Raw genomic sequence first — 18,211 nt, 5'->3', positions numbered from 1 at the left:
AACATTTTCAATCGAGTTCTTGCCTTGAGGAGTGAGTAAATGGGTTATCGTATCGTTGTCGCCGGAGCCACGGGCAATGTCGGGCGCGAAGTGCTCGCCATTCTCACCGAGCGCGAATTTCCGATCGACGAACTGGCAGCGGTCGCATCGTCGCGCAGCCAGGGCACCGACGTCGAAATCGGCGACAGCGGCCGCACCGTCAAATGCCAGAACATCGACAACTTCGACTGGACCGGCTGGGACATGGCGATCTTCGCGATCGGCAGCGATGCGACGGCGATTCATGCGCCGAAGGCCGCCGCCGCCGGCTGCGTCGTGATCGATAATTCGTCGCTCTATCGCATGGACCCCGATGTGCCGCTGATCGTGCCCGAGGTGAACCCCGACGCGATCGACGGCTATACGAAGCGCAACATCATCGCGAACCCGAACTGCTCGACCGCGCAGATGGTCGTCGCGCTGAAGCCGCTCCACGACGCCGCGAAGATCAAGCGCGTCGTCGTCTCGACCTATCAGTCGGTGTCGGGCGCGGGCAAGTCGGGCATGGACGAGCTGTGGAACCAGACGCGCCAGATCTTCGTCGGCGACGAGAAGGACGTGCAGAAGTTCACCAAGCAGATCGCCTTCAACGTCATCCCGCACATCGACAAATTCCTCGACGACGGATCGACGAAGGAAGAGTGGAAGATGGTCGTCGAGACCAAGAAGATCCTCGATCCGAAGATCAAGGTCACCGCGACCTGCGTCCGCGTTCCGGTCTTCGTCGGCCATTCGGAAGCGATCAACATCGAGATGGAAGACGAGCTGTCGGCCGAGGACGCACAGCGCATCCTGCGCGAGGCGCCGGGCGTCGTGCTCCACGACAAGCGCGAGGACGGCGGCTACATCACCCCCGTCGAATGTGTCGGCGACTTCGCGACCTTCGTGTCGCGCGTCCGCGAAGACCCGACGGTCGAAAACGGGCTGAACCTCTGGTGCGTTTCGGACAACCTCCGCAAGGGCGCGGCGCTGAACGCGGTGCAGATCGCCGAACTGCTCGGCCGCCGGCATCTGAAGAAGGGCTGATCGAACTCCCGATCCCGCTCGTGTCGAGCCCTTCGACTGCCTTGGCAGGCGCTCAGGATAAACTTCGACCTTCGAGACACCCGTCGGAGTCCACTCCTTCGGGGCATCTCGACTTCGCTCGATGCGAGCGGATAGGAAGGGGCGATGATCGCCGTTTTCGCAACCTTCCCGCGCGCGCAAAAACAATTGCTCGGCCTGCTCCTCGCGCTGCTGCTTCTCGCACAGATCGACCAGCCCTATCCCGAGATCGCGCTGCTCCAGCATATTCCGACGATGCTCCTGATCGTCGCGGCCCCCTGGTTGCTCCGCCGCTGGCCGATGTCGACCGCGTCGGTTGCCTGCATCGTAGCCTTCATGGCGCTCCACACGCTCGGCGGCCGTTACGCCTACAGCAATGTCCCCTATGACGACTGGGCGCGCGCGCTGACCGGCACCAGCCTCTCCGACGCCTTCGGCTGGACGCGCAACCATTATGACCGCCTCGTCCATTTCGCCTTCGGTGCGCTGTCGGTCATTCCCGTCGCCGAAATCGCGAGGCGCTGGGGCGGGCTCGCGCGGCGCGGCGCGGGGCTAGCCGTGCTCGGCTGGGTGCTCGCGATCTCGTGTCTTTACGAGATTTTCGAATGGCTTCTCACCATCGTCGCGGCGGGCGAGACCGTCGACCGCTATAACGGGCAGCAAGGCGACATCTGGGACGCGCAAAAGGATATGGCGCTCGCGCTATTGGGTGCGATACTGGTGCTCGCGATCCCGCACCGCGAAAGGAGATAATATGCGCAATTTCATGACCCTCGCGATGTTCGGCCTGCTCGCGGCGTGCAAACCGGCCGCCGAGAAAGCGCCTGCGGACGCCGACCCCGTCGCGCCGCCGGTGCCCGCGGCGAAGAACGACGGCCCCAACGCCGCGACCACCGCGGTCAGCCTCGACGGCGAAGGGCTGCGCTTCGTCGACAAGACCAGCGGCAAGACGAGCCTGCTCGCCTTCGGCGTCCCGCGCGCGCAGGCCGAAACGGCCTTGGCGAACGTCGCGGGCAAGGAGGACGACCGCAGCACGAACGCGGAATGCGGCGCGGGAGCGATGGAATTCACCCGCTACGATGCGATGACGCTCAATTTCCAGGACGGCAAATTCGCCGGCTGGTTCCTCGGCAACGAACCCGGCGCCGATAGCTATTCGACGATGAGCGGGATCGCGGTGGGCACGACGCGTGCCAAGGCGGCGGAATCGGTGACGATCGTCGACATCGAGGACAGCACACTCGGCGAGGAATTCAGCATCGGCACGGGTGACAAGGTCATCGGCGGCATGTTCGCCGCGCCGGGCGATGCGGCAAAGATCGACGCGCTGTTCGCCGGCGCGAACTGTTTCTTCCGCTAAAGCTCAACCGGAGAATAAGGATGATCGAGCGTCGCGACTTGATGCGCGGGTTGGCCGTCGGCTTGGCAATTACGGCATCGCAGTCCGTCTCTGCATGCAGCTATGCCGAATATGACAATGACGACTGGGGTGGTCGCCTGGTCGATTTCCTCAAATCGGGCGACGGCGGTATACTTGAAGGCCTCTTTCAGGAAGAAACGACACTTGTAGCCTTCGACGCGAGCATGCTGACCGAGTCGGAGATGTTTTTTAAAGGAAAGGAAGCGGTCGAACAGGCGCTCGTCTCATTTCGCAATTACCAGCTAATGAAAGAAGATGAGTCGGCCGCGAGATCTCTGGTCAAATCCCATCTTGTTGGCAGTCTTCAGCAAGGGCGTATGAACAAGATCGAACTCACTTTCGCCGACGATCTGAAATCTCTGACTTCGTGCGGGCCGACGCGAAACGAGCAATCCATCGATTTATACTATGAGGCCGATGTCCATGAAACCGGCGAAGACTGGGTAAAGTGGTCGGTTCGGCGGATCGCACTTCTGCCGCATTTAGAGACTGAGAGGGTTTAGGGCTGAACTCAGCGCCACCTCCTGCCTAAACCCGTCCGCACTCCATGTCCGCTGCCGCCCGCAAATTGCAACCCCGCCGCCGCATCTGTTACCCTGCCGCGCATGTCCAGCTTCGTCCCCTACGCGCCGCTCAACGTGCCCAAGCCGTTCGGCGAGCGAATCTGGACCGTCGACGGCCCCGAAATCCGCATGGACTATGGCCCGGCATCGATGCCCTTTCCGACGCGGATGACGGTCGTGCGCCTGCCTGGCGGGCGGCTGTGGGTCCACTCACCGACCGCACCCGACGATGCGCTGTTCGCCGTGATCGACCGGTTGGGCGAGGTCGTCTGGCTCGTCGCTCCGAACAGCATCCATTACTGGTATGTCGCCGACTGGCAGGCGCGCTATCCCGTGGCACGAACCCTCGCGGTGCCGGGGCTCGCGGAAAAGGCGAAGCGCCATTTCCGTGTCGACGCGCTGCTCGAAGGTCCCGCCATGCCGCTTCCAGACGGGATCGCCGGCGTGCTCTTGCCGGGCACGATGGTCAGCGAAGCGGTCTTCTTTCACCAAGCCTCGCGCACCGTCATTTTGACCGATCTGATCGAGAATTTCGAACCCGCGCGCGTACGCAGCCGGCTGTTTCGCGCGCTGGTGCGGCTGGCGGGGGTCGCGCACCCCGGGGGCGGCACGCCGGTCGACATGCGCCTGACCTTCTGGCCGCGCCGCCGCGCGGTGCGCGCCGCGATGGCGGAAATCCTCTCCTGGGATTGCGAGCGCGTCGTGATGGCGCACGGCCTCCCCTATGAACGCGACGGCGCGGCCGAACTGCGCCGCGCGTTCGGATGGGCGCTTTAGCCGGACGGGCCGTTCGCGGGTATGGACCGCTTTTTCCGCATCCCGCCCCAAAACCGATATTCACCATTCGCCGGAGCAAAGAGGCTGGACCCTTTGGGCGTGTCGCGGCATTGTACGGATATGGAGAGTGCCCCGACCTGGTTCACCGGCCAATTGTTGCTCGCGCTGCCGGGTATCGGCGATCCGCGTTTCGAGCATTCGGTGATCGCGATGATCAGCCATGACGAGGATGGCGCGATGGGGATCGGTATCGACGATCCGATCGACGGGATGACCGTCGGCGCGGTGCTCGACCAGCTCGAGATCGAACATGACGAACCGCTCGACCAGCCGGTCTTCCTCGGCGGTCCGGTCGAGCCGTCGCGCGGTTTCGTGCTCCACAGCCGGGACTGGGGCGGGCAGGAGGCGGTGCAGGTCGGCGATCGCTGGATGATATCGAGTTCGCACGACATCTTGCGCGCGATCGGCGAAGGGCGCGGCCCGTCGCGCTGGCTGGTGGCGCTCGGCTATGCGGGATGGTCCTCGGGGCAGCTCGAAGACGAAATGGTCCGCCATGGCTGGCATGTCACGCCGGGCAGCGATGGCCTGCTGTTCGAAACGCCGCCCGCCCAAAGGTGGCAGGCGGCGTTCGCCGAGGCGGGAGTGGATGCCCGTCTGCTGACGACCGAGGGCGGCGAGGCTTAGCGCGCCAGCGCGAGCAGCGGCTTGCCCTGGCTGAGGCTCGCGAGCGCGGTGCGCGCGGCCCAGCGCGAATCCATGTAGCGGCCGCTTGCCAGTTCGACGTCGTAGCGGATCGGGCTGCCGATCGCGGCATCATAGGCTGCGGCGGCTTCGGCGGTACGACCCAGACGCGCGTAAGCGGTGCCAAGATTGATCAGGCGCGACGGGTCGCGCGCGTCGAGCGTCGTTTCGCCGGTCAGTTTCTCGACCGCGGCCCGATTCTCACCGGCCCTGAGTTCGGAATAGGCGACCGGCAGCACGTCCGAATCGGCGTGCGGCGCGGTTACGACGACGATCGATTGCGCCGCGGCGGGGCTCGAAAGAGCCAAGGCGATCAGCGGCAGCAGAATTTTTTTCATCTCTGGTATCTCCCCGAAAACTTGAGATGATTTTCTCGCGCGCTGGACAAAAAGTCAATGTTTTCGGGGGTTTGTAACATAGCTGTCACAAAGAGCGATTATGCTGAATGCAAGGCGCATTATAAGTCCGGTTTTTCAGAATCTTGGGCTTGGCGACTCCTTGTCACAATCGGGACGTCCCGATTGTCATAATCGGTGCGCGCAAAAATTATTTTCGCGGACGGTGCGTTTTGGCGCCGCCGATTCGCATGGGCCGTGCGACGACGGGCGGTGCGGCGGAAGCGATATAAAGAAAAGTTTATATTTGATCCGCAGCGCGCTTTCGGATAGGGCGCCGGGCATGTTTTTCGTGGCCGCTCGCCTGCGGTCGACCTTAGCCAATATGGAGAATCCCCCGTGGCCACTCTCGCCGCCGACACCCGTGACTATGTCGTTGCCGACATCAGCCTCGCCGATTTCGGGCGCAAGGAAATCAACATCGCCGAAACCGAAATGCCGGGCCTGATGGCGCTGCGCACCGAATTCGGCGCGGCGCAGCCGCTGAAGGGCGCCAAGATCGTCGGCTCGCTGCACATGACGATCCAGACCGCGGTGCTGATCGAGACGCTGACCGCGCTCGGCGCCGAAGTCCGCTGGGCGACGTGCAACATCTTCTCGACGCAGGACCATGCCGCCGCCGCGATCGCCGCGACGGGCGTGCCGGTGTTCGCGGTGAAGGGCGAAAGCCTCGCCGATTATTGGGACTATGTCGGCCGCATCTTCGACTGGGGTGTCGAGGACGGCACGACCTGCAACCTGATCCTCGACGATGGCGGCGACGCCACGATGTTCGCGCTGTGGGGCGCGAAGCTCGAGGCCGGCGAAACGATGCCGGCGCCCGAGAATGAGGAAGAGATCGAGATGCAGCGCGCGCTGAAGGCGTTCGTCGCGGCGAACCCCGGCTACCTCACCAAGACGGTCAAGGCGATCAAGGGCGTGTCCGAAGAGACGACCACCGGCGTCCACCGCCTGTACCACATCGCCAAGAAGGGCGAGCTGCCCTTCCCCGCGATCAACGTCAACGACAGCGTCACCAAGTCGAAGTTCGACAACCTCTATGGCTGCAAGGAATCGCTCGTCGACGCGATCCGCCGCGGCACCGACGTGATGCTCGCGGGCAAGGTCGCCACCGTCGCCGGCTTCGGCGACGTTGGCAAGGGCAGCGCGCAGAGCCTCCGCAACGGCGGCGCGCGCGTGCTCGTCACCGAAATCGACCCGATCTGCGCGTTGCAGGCGGCTATGGAAGGTTTCGAGGTCGTGACGATGGACGAAGCCGTCCAGCGGTCGGACATCTTCGTCACCGCGACCGGCAACGCCGACGTGATCACCGCCGAACATATGGCGGCGATGAAGAATATGGCGATCGTCTGCAACATCGGCCACTTCGACAGCGAAATCCAGATCGCGGCGCTCGCCAACTACAAGTGGACCGAAGTGAAGCCGCAGGTCGACCTGGTCGAGTTCCCCGATGGCAAGCAGATCATCATCCTGTCGAAGGGCCGCCTCGTGAACCTCGGCAACGCGACGGGTCACCCGTCGTTCGTGATGTCGGCGAGCTTCACCAATCAGACGCTGGCGCAGATCGAGCTGTGGACGCGCAGCGAGCAGTATAAGAACGACGTTTACGTGCTGCCCAAGCATCTCGACGAAAAGGTCGCGGCGCTGCACCTCGAAAAGCTGGGCGTGAAGCTGAGCCAGCTGAGCCAGAAGCAGGCCGACTATATCGGCGTGCCGGTCGAAGGGCCGTTCAAGCCCGACCATTATCGTTATTGATCTCTTCGCCTGACGGCGAAGGCGGCACCGGCCCGCTCCCCCTCCCGGCCTCCCTGACGATAGTAGCCTATGGGAGGCCGGGAGGGGGAGCGGGCCGGTGCCGCAACGTTTCCGCATAGCGGAAACATCACAATAGCTGTGATCGGCGCGCCCATCGGATGATGCGGCGCGCCGATCCGTATGACATGCGATTGAAACATGACTCCTTCGCCTTTAGGGCTGGCGATCATGCGCGCGGGATATTCGGACAGACGAGGACATAGGACGGGATGAGCGACACGCTTTCCCCCGCGTTTCTGTTCGCGCTCGGTCTGTTCGCGGCGCTGTGGCTGCTCGCCGGATTATGGGCGACGCTGCGCGGGATCGCGATGCAGCGGCGTTCGGCGTTCGTCGCCGGGCAGGCCGAACGGCTGGCGAGCCTGGTCGAGGCGTCGCCGCAGCTTCCCGTGATCGTCCGCGCCGACTGGCGGATCGAGGCGAGCGAGCGGCTCGGGCGCTGGCTGGGGCTTAACCAAGGCCCGCGCAATTTCGACGAGCTGCGCGGGCTCGGTAGCGGGCTCGATGCGCAGGCGCATGACGCGCTGCGTCAGGCGATCCTCGGCGCGCAGCGCGGCGCCAAACCGTTTGTGCTGAGCCTCAAGCCCGACGGCAGCCACCGCACGATCATCGTCCACGGCGCCGCGGCGCCCGAGGCGGTCGGGGGAGCGGGCAGCGTGCTGCTGTGGCTGAGCGATGCGACCGACGGGCAGCAGGCGCTCGCGCATGCGCGGCAGGAGCGCGACGAGGCGATGGCGGCGTTCGAGGCGCTGTCGGGGCTGATCGAGGCCGCGCCCTTCCCGATGTGGTTCCGCGACACCGACCTGTCGCTCGCGCTCGTCAACAATGCCTATGTCCGCGCGGTCGAGGCAAAAAGTGCCGCCGCGGTGATCGACGGGGGTATCGAGCTGTGCGAAACCGTCGCGGGGGTGAGCGCCGCCGATGCCGCCGACACGGCGCGCGCCGCCGGGTCGGCGCAGATGCGCACCATTCCGGTGACGATCGAGGGCGAGCGGCGGATCATGCGCGTCGTCGACGTGCCGCTGGCGCCCGAGGGCGGCCGCCTGATCGGCGTCGCGGGCTATGCGATCGACATCCAGGAACTCGAAACCGAACGCGGCGCGCACCGCCGCTTCGTCGATACGCAGCGCGAACTGCTCGACCGGCTGTCGGCGGCGGTGGCGCAATTCGGCCCCGACCAGGGACTCAGTTTCGCCAACCTGCCGTTCCGCCGCCTGTTCGGAATCGAGGCCGACGATGTTGCCGAGGCGCTGCCCTTCGCGCGGCTGCTCGACGCGTGGCGCGAGGGCGGGCGGACCCCGGAGGTGCGCAACTATCCCGAATGGCGGCAGGCGCATGTCGACTGGTTCGCGCAGGCCGAGGCGAGCGAGGAGGACTGGTTGCTCCGCGACGGGACGCATCTGCACGTCGTCGCGCAGCCGACCCCCGACGGCGGCTTGCTGCTGATCGCCGAGGACAAGACCGAGCAAGTGCAGCTCGCTGGCGCGCGCGACACGCTGCTGCGCGTGCGCACCGCGACCTTCGACAATCTGTTCGAGGCGGTCGCGGTCTTCGCCCCCGACGGGCGGCTGCATTTGTGGAACCAGCGTTTCCGCCGTCTGTGGGGCATCGACGAGCCGACGCTCGCGGCGCACCCGCGCGTCGATGCGCTGATGGCGGGGCTTGCCGACCGGCTCGCCAAGCCCAACCAGATCAGCATCGTGCAGGAGGTCATCCGCGCCGCGACCCTGGAACGGCAGCAGCGCGTCGGCGAGGTGCGTTTCGCCGACGGGCGCCATTTCGACTTCGCGTCGATCCCGCTGCCCGACGGCAATGCGCTGCTGATCATGCTCGACATCACCGCGAGCCGGAAGATGGAGGGGGCGCTGCGCGACCGTAACGAGGCGCTCGAGGCGGCCGACAAGGCCAAGACCGCCTTCCTGTCGCGGATGAGCTATGAACTGCGCACGCCGCTCACCTCGATCGGCGGCTTCGGCGAGATGCTGCAGGCGGGCTATGCCGGAAAGCTCGGCGACCAGCAGCGCGCCTATATCGATGCGATCATGGATTCGGTCGGCGTGCTTGGGCGCCAGATCGACAATGTGCTCGACCTGGCGCAGGGCGAGGCGGGGACGCTCGCGATCGAGCGCGCGCCGGTCGATGTGAAAGCATTGCTCGAAGGCGCGCTCGCCGATGCGAAGCCTTTTGCCGACGGCGAGAAGGTCGAGCTCGTCGGCAATATCTCGGCGAATCTCGGCAGCGTCGAGGGCGATGCGCCGCGGCTGTCGCGGCTGGTCGCGGGGTTGCTCGACAATGCGGTGCGCTTCACCTCGCCGTCGCGCAAGTCGGGTGCGCGCGTGCTGCTCCACGCCGACGGCGACGCGCGCGGGGTCGACATCATCGTGTCCGACAACGGCCCCGGCATGCCCGAGACGGCGGCCGCGGTCGCCAAGGGGGGGCAGGCGGGCACCGCGACCGGCGGCATCGGCCTCGCGCTCGCGCGCCAGCTTGTCGCCGCGCACGGCGGGACGATGGAAGTGGTGAGCGAAGAAGGTCAGGGCACGCTCGTGCGGATCAGCCTGCCGCGGGGAGCGTGAGAATCCATACGGTCCTCCTTTCCGACTGCATCCCTGCGAAGGCAGGGATCCATCTCCTGCAGACTCAACATGGCGCCGTCCGGAGATGGGCCCCTGCCTTCGCAGGGGCGCAGACATGAAAACTGGTCCGATGAGCTTTACATTTTCCTATAATCTCGACGAAGCCGAACGGATCGGCGCCGCGATCGGTGTGGCGCTGGCAGCGGGCGATGTTGTCTTGCTGTCGGGCGATCTCGGCGCGGGCAAGACGACGCTGGCGCGCGCGATGCTGAAGGCGCGCGGGCTGGCGGGCGAGGCGCCGAGCCCGACCTTCGCGATCGTTCAGCCCTATGCGCCGCCCGAGACCGATCTGCCCGTCGCGCATGTCGATCTTTACCGGATCGAGGATACGGACGAACTCATTGAACTGGGGCTCGACGACTATCTTTACGACGGCGCCTTGCTGATCGAATGGCCCGAGCGGCTGGGCGGCGAAGGCTGGTCCGATGCGCTGAGCCTGCGCATTTCGGGTGAAGGCGACGTGCGCGTCTTGACAGCCGATGTACCGCCCGCTTGGGAAGCACGATGGCCGCTCCGATGATTCCGCCCGCCCATGCGCCCGCCTTTCTTGCCGCGCATGGCTGGGGCGATGCCCAGATTCTGCCGCTGGCGGGCGATGCGTCCTTTCGCCGCTATTTCCGGATTGTCGATGGCGACCGGCAGGCGGTGCTGATGGACGCGCCGCCGCCGCACGAGGACCCGCGGCCGTTCATCGCGGTGGCCGAATTTCTGTGCGAGCAGGGACTGAGCGCGCCGACGATCATCGCCCGCGACCTTGCGCAAGGCCTGCTGCTGATCGAGGATTTCGGCGACGTGCGGCTGCGCGAAACGGTCGATGCGCAGCTTCATAAAGAGGCCGGCTATTATGCGGGGGTGACCGATCTGCTCGTCCACCTCCACGCGCGGCCGCCGATGGACGGGCTGCCGGTGCACGGGCTCGAACAATGGCTCGACGAAGTGATGCTGTTCACCGACTGGTATTGCCCGGCGTTCGATATCGCGGTCGACCGCGATGCGTTTCGCGGCGCGTGGGAAGCGGTGCTGACCCCGGTCGAGACCGATGGCCTGCCGCGCGTTACCGTGCTGCGCGATTTCCACGCCGAGAATATCATGCTGGTGCGCGGAAAGGACGGGATCGCGCATTACGGCCTGCTCGATTTTCAGGACGCGCTCGTCGGACATCCGGCCTACGATCTCGCGTCGGTGCTCGAAGACGCGCGGCGCGACGTGACGCCCGCGGTCGAGGCGGCGATGCTCGCGCGCTACAGCCAAGCGACGGGGCGGGATATCGAAAACGCCTATTGGGCGCTGGCGGCACAGCGCAACACGCGTATCCTCGGCGTCTTCGTCCGCCTGTGGAAGCGCGACGACAAGCCGCATTACAAGAGCTTCCAACCGCGCATGTGGGGGCTGCTCGAACGCGACCTCGCGCATCCGGCGCTTGTCCCGGTTCGGCAATGGTTCGACGCCAATGTCCCCGCTTCGAAGCGGGCGGAGGCATGGTTGTGAGCGCGAAGATCGAAAGCGCGATGGTGATGGCGGCGGGGCTCGGCAAGCGGATGCGACCGCTCACCGCAACGCGGCCGAAGCCGCTGGTGCGTGTCGCGGGCAAGGCGCTGATCGACCACAGCCTCGACCGGATCGAGGCGGCCGGCATTGGCCATGTCGTCGTCAACGTCCATTATCTGGCGGACGCATTGGAAGCGCATCTCGCGGCGCAGAAGCGCCCGTTCACCATCGCGGTGTCCGACGAGCGCGAGCAATTGCTCGAAACCGGTGGCGGCATGGTCAAGGCGCTGCCGCAGCTCAAGGGCGATCCGATCCTGATCGTCAACAGCGACAATATCTGGACCGACGGGCCGCAGGACAGCATCCGGCACCTTGCGCGTCACTGGGATGGCGAGCGGATGGACGCGCTGCTCCTGCTGATCCGTCAGGCGAGCGCGAGCGGGCATGGCGGGCGCGGCGATTTCCACATGGATCCCGCCGGCAAGTTGTCGCGCCGCAAGCCGGGGCATATCGCCCCCTTCGTCTATACGGGGATCCAGCTTATTTCGCGGCGGTTTCTCGACAATGCGCCCGAAGGGCCGTTTTCGACGATGGTCTTTTGGGAACGCGCGATCGCGGCGGGGCGGCTTTATGGCCTGTCGCATATGGGGCAATGGTTCGACGTCGGCACCCCCGCGAGCATCGCTCCGACCGAAGCCGCGCTGAGTGAGGTTTGACACGAAAAGGATTGAAATGGCTGCGACTGGCCGGCCCACCATTTTCTCTATCCCGGTCCAGCGGGCGTTTGCCGACGCGCTCGCGGCGGGGTTGATCGATCGTTACGCCGACGGCGCGCTGGGACTGGCCGAGGGGTTGATTCTGTTGCCGAGCAACCGCGCGCGCAGCGCGGTGCAGGCGGCATTCGTGCGTGTCGGCGGCGCGGGGCTGCTGATGCCGCGGCTCGCGGTGATCGGCGATGCCGATCTCGATGAATCGGTTGCCCTTGCTCTCGACCCGATCGACGAGAGCGACGCCATTCCCCCCGCGATCGACGCGCTGAAACGGCGGTTGATGCTCGCGGGGTTGATCGAGAAGCACAATGTTCCGGGCGAGCACGCGATCGTGGGGGCGGCGGCGTTCCAGCTTGCCGAGGGGCTGGGGCGCGTGATCGACCAGCTTCATTATGAGGAGGTCGCGCCGGCGCGGCTCGCCGACATCGAAAGCGCACTCGGCGATCTCGCGGGGCATTGGCAGGCGTCGTGGCGGCGGCTGTCGCTGCTCGTCGATGCGTGGCCCGCGATGCTCGGGGCGACGGGGCATATCGACCGTGCCGATCGGCGCAACCGGCTGCTGGGCCGCGTGAGCAAGGGGTGGCGCGTGGCGCCGCCCGCGCGTTTCGTCGTCGCGGCGGGGGTGACGACGGCGGCGCCCGCGATCGCGCGGCTGCTCCGCACCGTCGCTGACCTCGATACCGGCATGGTCGTCCTGCCGGGGCTCGATCTGGGCATGGCGGACGAGGAATGGGACGCGCTCGGGCCGGTCAAGGCCGATCCCGACAAGCCGGGAGAGCGCCCGCTCGAAACGCATCCGCAATATCATCTGAAGCTGCTGCTCGGCCGGATGGGCGTATCGCGCGACGAGGTGATGGAGTGGCCCGCCGCGTCACCGTTCGACGGCCCCGATGCGCGCGCTTCCTTCACCTCGCTGCTCTTCGCGCCCGCCGCCTATACGGCGCGCTGGCAGCGGGCGGGGGATCTCGCATCCGGCATCGCCGGCGTCAGCGCCGCCGTCTTCGCCGACGACGGGCAGGAGGCGCAGGGGATCGCGCTGATGATGCGCCACGCGCTCGAAACGGGCGAGCGCACCACGGCGCTGGTGACCCCCGACCGCGCGCTCGCGACGCGGGTGGCGGCGGCGCTGGCCCGCTGGGATATTGCGGTCGACGATAGCGCGGGGCAGCCGCTCGGCCAGACGCCGCCCGGCGCGCTGCTGCTCGCGCTCGCCGAATTCGCCGCGGCGTTCGATCCGGTGCGGCTCGTCGGCCTGCTCGGGCATCCGCTGGTGCGCGCAGGCGCGGCGCGGCGCGGCTGGCTCGATCAGGTACGGCGGCTCGATCTGGTGCTGCGCGGGCCGGGATTGGTTCCCGGTTGGGGCGGCGTGACGGCGCGGATTGCCGAACGCGCCGCCGATCCGAAGGGGCGTTGTTACGCCGAGGCGCAGGCGATCGGCGAATGGTGGGGCGATGTCGCCGCCGGCCTCGGCGTCGTGATGGCGCCCTTCGCGGCGGGCGTTCCGGCGCCGCCATCGGTGCTGCTCGGCGCGTTGCAGGCTGCGCTCGGCTGGCTCGCCGGCGAGGGCGTGTGGACGGGCCATGCCGGGCGCGCGCTGTCCGAACTGTTCGATCGCTGGGCGCTGGCGAAGGGCGACGGGCCGGCGCTCGCCCTGCCCGCCGATTTCCCCGCGATGCTGGCGGACCTCCTGTCGGGGGAGCGCGTGCGGCCGCCCTATGGCGGGCATCCGCGGCTGTTCATCTGGGGCTTGCTCGAGGCGCGGCTGCAGCGCGCCGATCTGATGATTCTCGGCGGGCTCGACGAAGGTCGCTGGCCGCAGCAGCAGAGCCCCGATCCATGGCTTGCGCCCGGCATTCGTCGGATGCTCGGTCTCGCCGCGCCCGAGCGCCAGCAGGGCGCGGCGGCGCATGATTTCGCGGGCGCTTTCGCGGCGCGCGAGGTGGTGGTGACGCGCGCGCAGCGGAGCGGCGGAGATCCCGCGGTGGCCTCGCGCTTCTGGCTGCGGCTCGCGGCGCTGGCGGGGGAGCTGCCCGAGGCGCGAGTCGGCGGCGAAAGCGTGACGGCGCTCGCCGCCGCTCTCGACGTGCCGCCGGGCACCAGCGCGCCGGCCGAAAAACCGTGCCCGGCGCCGCCGCTCGCGGCGCGGCCGACCGCGATCAGCGTCACCGGGGTCGACCAGCTCGCCCGCGATCCCTTCGCCTTTTACGCGGCGAAGATCTTGCGGCTGAGCGAACTCGATCCCTTGAGCAGCGGCCCCGACGCCAAATGGTTCGGCATCCGTGTCCATAAATTCCTGCAGGACTGGCAGGCGGCGGGACTGACCGAAGCCGCGTTCGATGCCGAACTCGCGGCGCTGCGTTCCGACCCGGCGCTCGATTCGCTCGCCCGTGCCTTTTGGCTGCCGCGGATCGAGCCGTCGCTGCGCTGGGCGGCGGAGCGCATATGGGCGTCGCGCGACGAACGCTGGCCGGTCGCGGGCGAGGTGCGCGGCGAACTGGTCGTCGATGGCATCCGGCTGCACGGGACCGCCGACCGCGTCGACCAGACGGCCGACGGGACACTCGCGATCGTCGATTACAAGACGGGCGCGGCGCCGTCGGCCAAATCGACCGGCGACGGATTGAACAGCCAGCTTGGTCTTCTCGGGCTGCTCGCGCAGGAGGCGGGGCTCGGCGACCTCGCTCCCGAAACGGTCGATGCGTTTGAATATTGGGAATTGCGGCGTGACCGGAAAAAAGGCGTCGATGGCGCGGTCAAGGCGATCCGCGGGCAAAAGCCCAATCCCCCCACCGCGGCGGCGGTCGTCGAGCGCGCCCAGGAGGTTCTCGCGGACCTGATGGCGCACTACTTGCGGGGGCAGGAGCCCTTCGTTCCGGGCGAGGCTGGCAAGCGTTATGCCGATTTCGACCAGCTGATGCGCCGCGACGAATGGTTCGGGCGCGGCGACACCGACGACCGTGCGGACGAGGAGCGACCGACATGATCGATCCCGACAAGCTGTTGAAAATGCTCGATCGGGGGCAGCGCGCGGCGGCGCAGCCGGGCGATCATGTCTGGCTCGGTGCGTCGGCGGGCACGGGCAAGACGCAGGTGCTGTCGGCACGCGTGCTGCGCCTGATGCTGGAAGGCGTGTCGCCCGAGGCGATCCTGTGCATCACCTTCACCAAGGCGGGCGCCGCCGAAATGGCGCACCGCATCCACGAGCGGCTGGCGATGTGGGTGCGGATGGACGATGGCGACCTGCGCACCGAGCTTCAGGCCTTGGGGCTGGACCTCGACCTGATCGGTTACGATCGCGGCGTTCCGGCGCTGATGCAGCGTGCGCGATCCTTGTTCGCGACCGTGATCGACAGCCCCGGCGGCGCCGTGCGGGTCCAGACGATCCACAGTTTTTGCCAGACCCTGCTGGCGAGCTTTCCGCTTGAGGCGCGGATATTGCCGGGGTTCCGCGCGCTCGAGGATGGCGAGGCGGGGGCGTTGCAACGCGAAGTGCTGGGCAAGCTGCTGGCGCAGCCGGGCGCCGATGGCGATGCGATGCGCGGCGTCGCCGCGATGCTGTCGCGGCGGCTGGGGCAGGATGCCGCCATCGCCTTCCTCGCCCGCTGCGCGAGCAGCTTCACCGCGGCGAACGCCCCGCGTCTGGCGCCCAAGGCGCATGATCTGCGGACGCGGCTCGGCCTGCCGCACGGCGATCCGGTCGAATGGCAGGCGGCGGCGCTGGCGGGCGGCGCGATCGCCGACGGGGATATTGCCGCCGTCGCGGCCAGCGGGCGCGATTGGGGGACGAAAACCGGCGAAGGGCGCGCCGCGATGATGGGCGACTGGTCGCGCGCCGATGTGCATGAACGCGCCGCGATGCTGGCCGCGGTGCGCGGCTGCTTCCTCACCGCGACCGGCGACATGCGCGCCGATTATGTCAAGGACAAGGGCGGGATGCGCGGCTGCCGGGCCGCCGCCGAACGCATCGTCGCTGCGGCGGACGAATTGCTGGCGACCGCGGCCGCCATGCAGGTCGCCGACGAACTGGCGGCGGCTTGGGACCTCGGGAGCCGCTTCGCCGAGGCCTATGCGCTCGCCAAGCGCGAGAAGGGCTATGCCGATTTCGACGACCTGATCAGCATCGCGGGCCACCTGCTCGCGATCGGCGATTTCGGCGAGTGGGTGCGCTTCAAACTCGACCAGCGCACCGACCATATATTGGTCGACGAGGCGCAGGACACCAATGCCCGGCAATGGGCGATCATCCTGTCGCTGGCGGCGGAGTTTTTTGCCGGGTTGGGCGCCAAGGACGACCGGGTCCGCACGATGTTCACCGTCGGCGACCGCAAGCAGGCGATTTTCGGCTTTCAGGGTACCGAGCCCGCGGCGTTCGAGGCGGCGCGCATCCGCTTCGGCGAGCGCGCGGTGGCGGGCGGGCGGCCGTTCGAGGATGTCGATCTCGACACCAATTACCGGTCGAGCCCCGCGGTGCTCGACGTCGTCGACGCGTGGATCGCGGCGGGCGCGACCGAATTGATGGGGCTGGCGAGCGACGAGCCGCCGCACATTCCCGCCGATTTCAACCGCGACCGCGCGGGCCGCGTGGAATTGTGGGAGCCGCTGCCCGTCGGCAAGGCGATCGATGCCGGCGCCAGCGCCGATGACGAAAGCGAGAGCGACGAAAGCGAAGGCGAAGCGGGGTCGGACGATTCCTCCGTGGCGGCGAGCGACCCCGCCAGCCTGCTCCTGTCGCGCGCGATCGCCGACGAGGTTCAGGACTGGATCGAACATGGCAAGGACGGGCGGAGCGTCGCGCCGGGCGACATATTGATCCTCGTCCGCCGCCGCCGCGACCTTGCGGCGCGGATCGTCGCGCGGCTGCAATCGCGGCATGTGCCGGTCGCGGGGATCGACCGCTTTTCGCTGACGCAATCGCTCGCGGTGCAGGATCTGCTCGCGGCGATGCGCTTCGCGGTCCAGCCGCTCGACGACCTCAACCTCGCGAACCTGCTCGTCTCGCCGCTGCTCGGCTGGACGCAGGACGATCTGTTTCGCTTTGCCCATGATCGCAAGGGCCGCGCCTTGTGGGAAGCCTTGCGCGCGCGCGAAGGCGAAGCTCCGTCCGAAACGATGGCGGCGCTGCGCGGATGGCTCGGCATGGCCGACTTCACCACGCCCTTTCGTTTCCTCGACGCGCTGTTGTCGGGGCCGCTCGACGGGCGGCGCAAGCTCTATCGCCGCCTTGGCCGCGAGGCGCGCGATCCGATCGACGAACTGCTCGGGCAGGCGCTCGCCTTCGAGCGGCAGGAAGCGCCGTCGCTGCTCGGCTTCCTCGCCCATATCACCGCCAGCACGGCCGAGATCAAACGCCAGAGCGAGGCGCGCAGCGACGTCGTGCGGGTGATGACGGTGCACGGATCGAAGGGGCTGCAGGCGCCGATCGTCATCCTCGCCGATGCGACCGACGACCCGCGGCCGCGGCGGCTGAGCTTCGATCTGTCGATGGGCGAGTGGGAGAAATTGCCGGTGTTCGCGCTCGGCAAGGACGAACGCCACGGCGCGATCGCCAACGCGCATGACGCGAAGGAGGCGGCCGAGCGCGAGGAGCATTGGCGACTGCTCTATGTCGCGATGACGCGCGCCGAGGAGTTGCTGGTCGTCACCGGGATCACCAAGACCGCCGACCGCAGCCTGCCCGATAACAATTGGCATAGCGCGGTCGATGCGGTGATGGCCGATATGGGCGCCGACTGGCAGGATGCCGGGCCGCGCTGGGGGCGCAAGCGCGTCCATGCGGTGCAGCCCAAGAAATGGGCGCGCCCGCCGAAGGAGAAGGCGCGGCAGGCATCGGGGCCGGTCGTCGTGCCGCGCTGGGCCACTCAGCCCGCTCCCGAGGAAGCGCGTCCGCCGCGCCCGCTTGCGCCGTCTGCGCTCGGGGAGGACGATGTCGCTTCGCCGCCGCAGGGTGGCGAGCGCGCGGCGGCTGTGACGCGCGGGCTGCTGCTCCACGCGCTGTTCGAGCGGCTGCCGCCCGTCCGGCCCGAGCGCCGCCGCGCCGCCGCGCTGCACTGGCTGTCGGCGCAGGCATCGCCCCTCGACGCCGCCGCGCGCGCGGCGATGGTCGACGAGGTGCTGGCGGTGCTGGACGATCCCGCGCACGCCGCGCTGTTCGGTCCCGGTAGCCTTGCCGAGGTGCCGCTGTCGGCGGTGGTCGACGGCGTCGTCGTCGCGGGAATCGTCGACCGGCTGCTTGTCACCGATACGGCGGTGACGGTGGTCGATTACAAGACGGGGCGGCATGTGCCGGCGGGCGCCGCCGAGGTCGCGCCCGCCTATCTGCGCCAGATGGCGGCCTATCGCGACGCGCTGGCGGTAATCTTTCCGGGGCGGCGTGTCGAGGCGGCCTTGCTCTATACCGCCGCGCCGCGGCTGGTCGTCCTCGGCGACGCCTTGCTCGACGCGCACAAGCCGGGCTTGGCGGCAACCAAGGCGAATTTGCCGGGTTCAGCCCTTGAGCCGGACGCGCCGACGCCTTAGCTTGAGGGCA

14 protein-coding genes are annotated in these 18,211 nt (G+C 67.6%); 13 read left to right on the top strand and 1 reads right to left on the bottom strand.

Annotated features, from left to right (window positions below; translation table 11 throughout):
• The first annotated feature begins 39 nt into the window (after positions 1-39).
• From GGR90_RS04615 to GGR90_RS04590, 6 genes are all read left to right on the top strand, one after another.
• On the top strand, positions 40-1,065 hold the full coding sequence (locus tag GGR90_RS04615) for an aspartate-semialdehyde dehydrogenase (RefSeq protein WP_167919709.1): 1,026 nt from the start codon (positions 40-42) through the stop codon (positions 1,063-1,065).
• A gap of 144 nt (positions 1,066-1,209) precedes the next feature.
• Positions 1,210-1,836: a DUF2238 domain-containing protein gene (locus GGR90_RS04610; protein ID WP_167919698.1), complete on the top strand. Its 627-nt coding sequence runs from the start codon at positions 1,210-1,212 to the stop codon at positions 1,834-1,836.
• Position 1,837: 1 nt separating this feature from the next.
• A complete protein-coding gene (locus tag GGR90_RS04605) occupies positions 1,838-2,443 on the top strand; it encodes a hypothetical protein (RefSeq protein WP_167919696.1) in 606 nt (201 codons plus the stop codon).
• A gap of 20 nt (positions 2,444-2,463) precedes the next feature.
• A complete protein-coding gene (locus GGR90_RS04600; RefSeq protein ID WP_167919694.1) occupies positions 2,464-3,006 on the top strand; it encodes a hypothetical protein in 543 nt (180 codons plus the stop codon).
• 102 nt (positions 3,007-3,108) lie between these two features.
• A complete protein-coding gene (locus tag GGR90_RS04595; protein WP_167919692.1) occupies positions 3,109-3,843 on the top strand; it encodes a DUF4336 domain-containing protein in 735 nt (244 codons plus the stop codon).
• A 120-nt stretch (positions 3,844-3,963) separates the two neighbouring features.
• The gene (locus tag GGR90_RS04590; RefSeq protein ID WP_167919690.1) at positions 3,964-4,527 is read left to right on the top strand and encodes a YqgE/AlgH family protein; all 564 of its coding nucleotides are present in this window, start codon (positions 3,964-3,966) and stop codon (positions 4,525-4,527) included.
• Here the strand turns inward: GGR90_RS04590 and GGR90_RS04585 are convergent.
• The gene (locus tag GGR90_RS04585; protein WP_167919688.1) at positions 4,524-4,922 is read right to left on the bottom strand and encodes a hypothetical protein; all 399 of its coding nucleotides are present in this window, start codon (positions 4,920-4,922) and stop codon (positions 4,524-4,526) included. The genes GGR90_RS04590 and GGR90_RS04585 overlap by 4 nt on opposite strands.
• Before the next feature lie 396 nt (positions 4,923-5,318).
• Here GGR90_RS04585 and ahcY point away from each other — a divergent pair, with 396 nt between their 5' ends.
• The 7 genes from ahcY to addA all read left to right on the top strand — a co-directional run bounded on the left by ahcY (position 5,319) and on the right by addA (position 18,201).
• Positions 5,319-6,734, top strand: coding sequence for an adenosylhomocysteinase (ahcY, locus tag GGR90_RS04580; protein WP_167919686.1), 1,416 nt, complete (start codon positions 5,319-5,321; stop codon positions 6,732-6,734).
• A 269-nt stretch (positions 6,735-7,003) separates the two neighbouring features.
• A complete protein-coding gene (locus GGR90_RS04575) occupies positions 7,004-9,367 on the top strand; it encodes a PAS domain-containing sensor histidine kinase (protein WP_167919684.1) in 2,364 nt (787 codons plus the stop codon).
• Between the two features lie 115 nt (positions 9,368-9,482).
• Entirely contained in the window at positions 9,483-9,947 is a 465-nt protein-coding gene (tsaE, locus tag GGR90_RS04570) for a tRNA (adenosine(37)-N6)-threonylcarbamoyltransferase complex ATPase subunit type 1 TsaE (protein WP_245198391.1), read from the top strand.
• Positions 9,944-10,915 (top strand): aminoglycoside phosphotransferase family protein, encoded by a 972-nt coding sequence (locus tag GGR90_RS04565; protein WP_167920817.1) that lies wholly within the window; start codon positions 9,944-9,946, stop codon positions 10,913-10,915. The genes tsaE and GGR90_RS04565 overlap by 4 nt, the downstream gene beginning before the upstream one ends.
• Entirely contained in the window at positions 10,906-11,631 is a 726-nt protein-coding gene (locus GGR90_RS04560; RefSeq protein ID WP_245198390.1) for a nucleotidyltransferase family protein, read from the top strand. Before GGR90_RS04565 ends, GGR90_RS04560 begins: the two co-directional genes overlap by 10 nt.
• Before the next feature lie 16 nt (positions 11,632-11,647).
• Positions 11,648-14,668, top strand: coding sequence for a double-strand break repair protein AddB (gene addB, locus GGR90_RS04555; protein WP_167919680.1), 3,021 nt, complete (start codon positions 11,648-11,650; stop codon positions 14,666-14,668).
• Entirely contained in the window at positions 14,665-18,201 is a 3,537-nt protein-coding gene (gene addA, locus GGR90_RS04550; protein ID WP_245198389.1) for a double-strand break repair helicase AddA, read from the top strand. Before addB ends, addA begins: the two co-directional genes overlap by 4 nt.
• Positions 18,202-18,211 lie beyond the last annotated feature (10 nt).

Origin of the sequence: Sphingopyxis italica (assembly GCF_011926545.1) — a bacterium.
Lineage (GTDB): Bacteria > Pseudomonadota > Alphaproteobacteria > Sphingomonadales > Sphingomonadaceae > Sphingopyxis > Sphingopyxis italica.
Note: the sequence above shows the minus strand (reverse complement) of the source record. Positions and strands in the feature narration are given on the sequence as shown.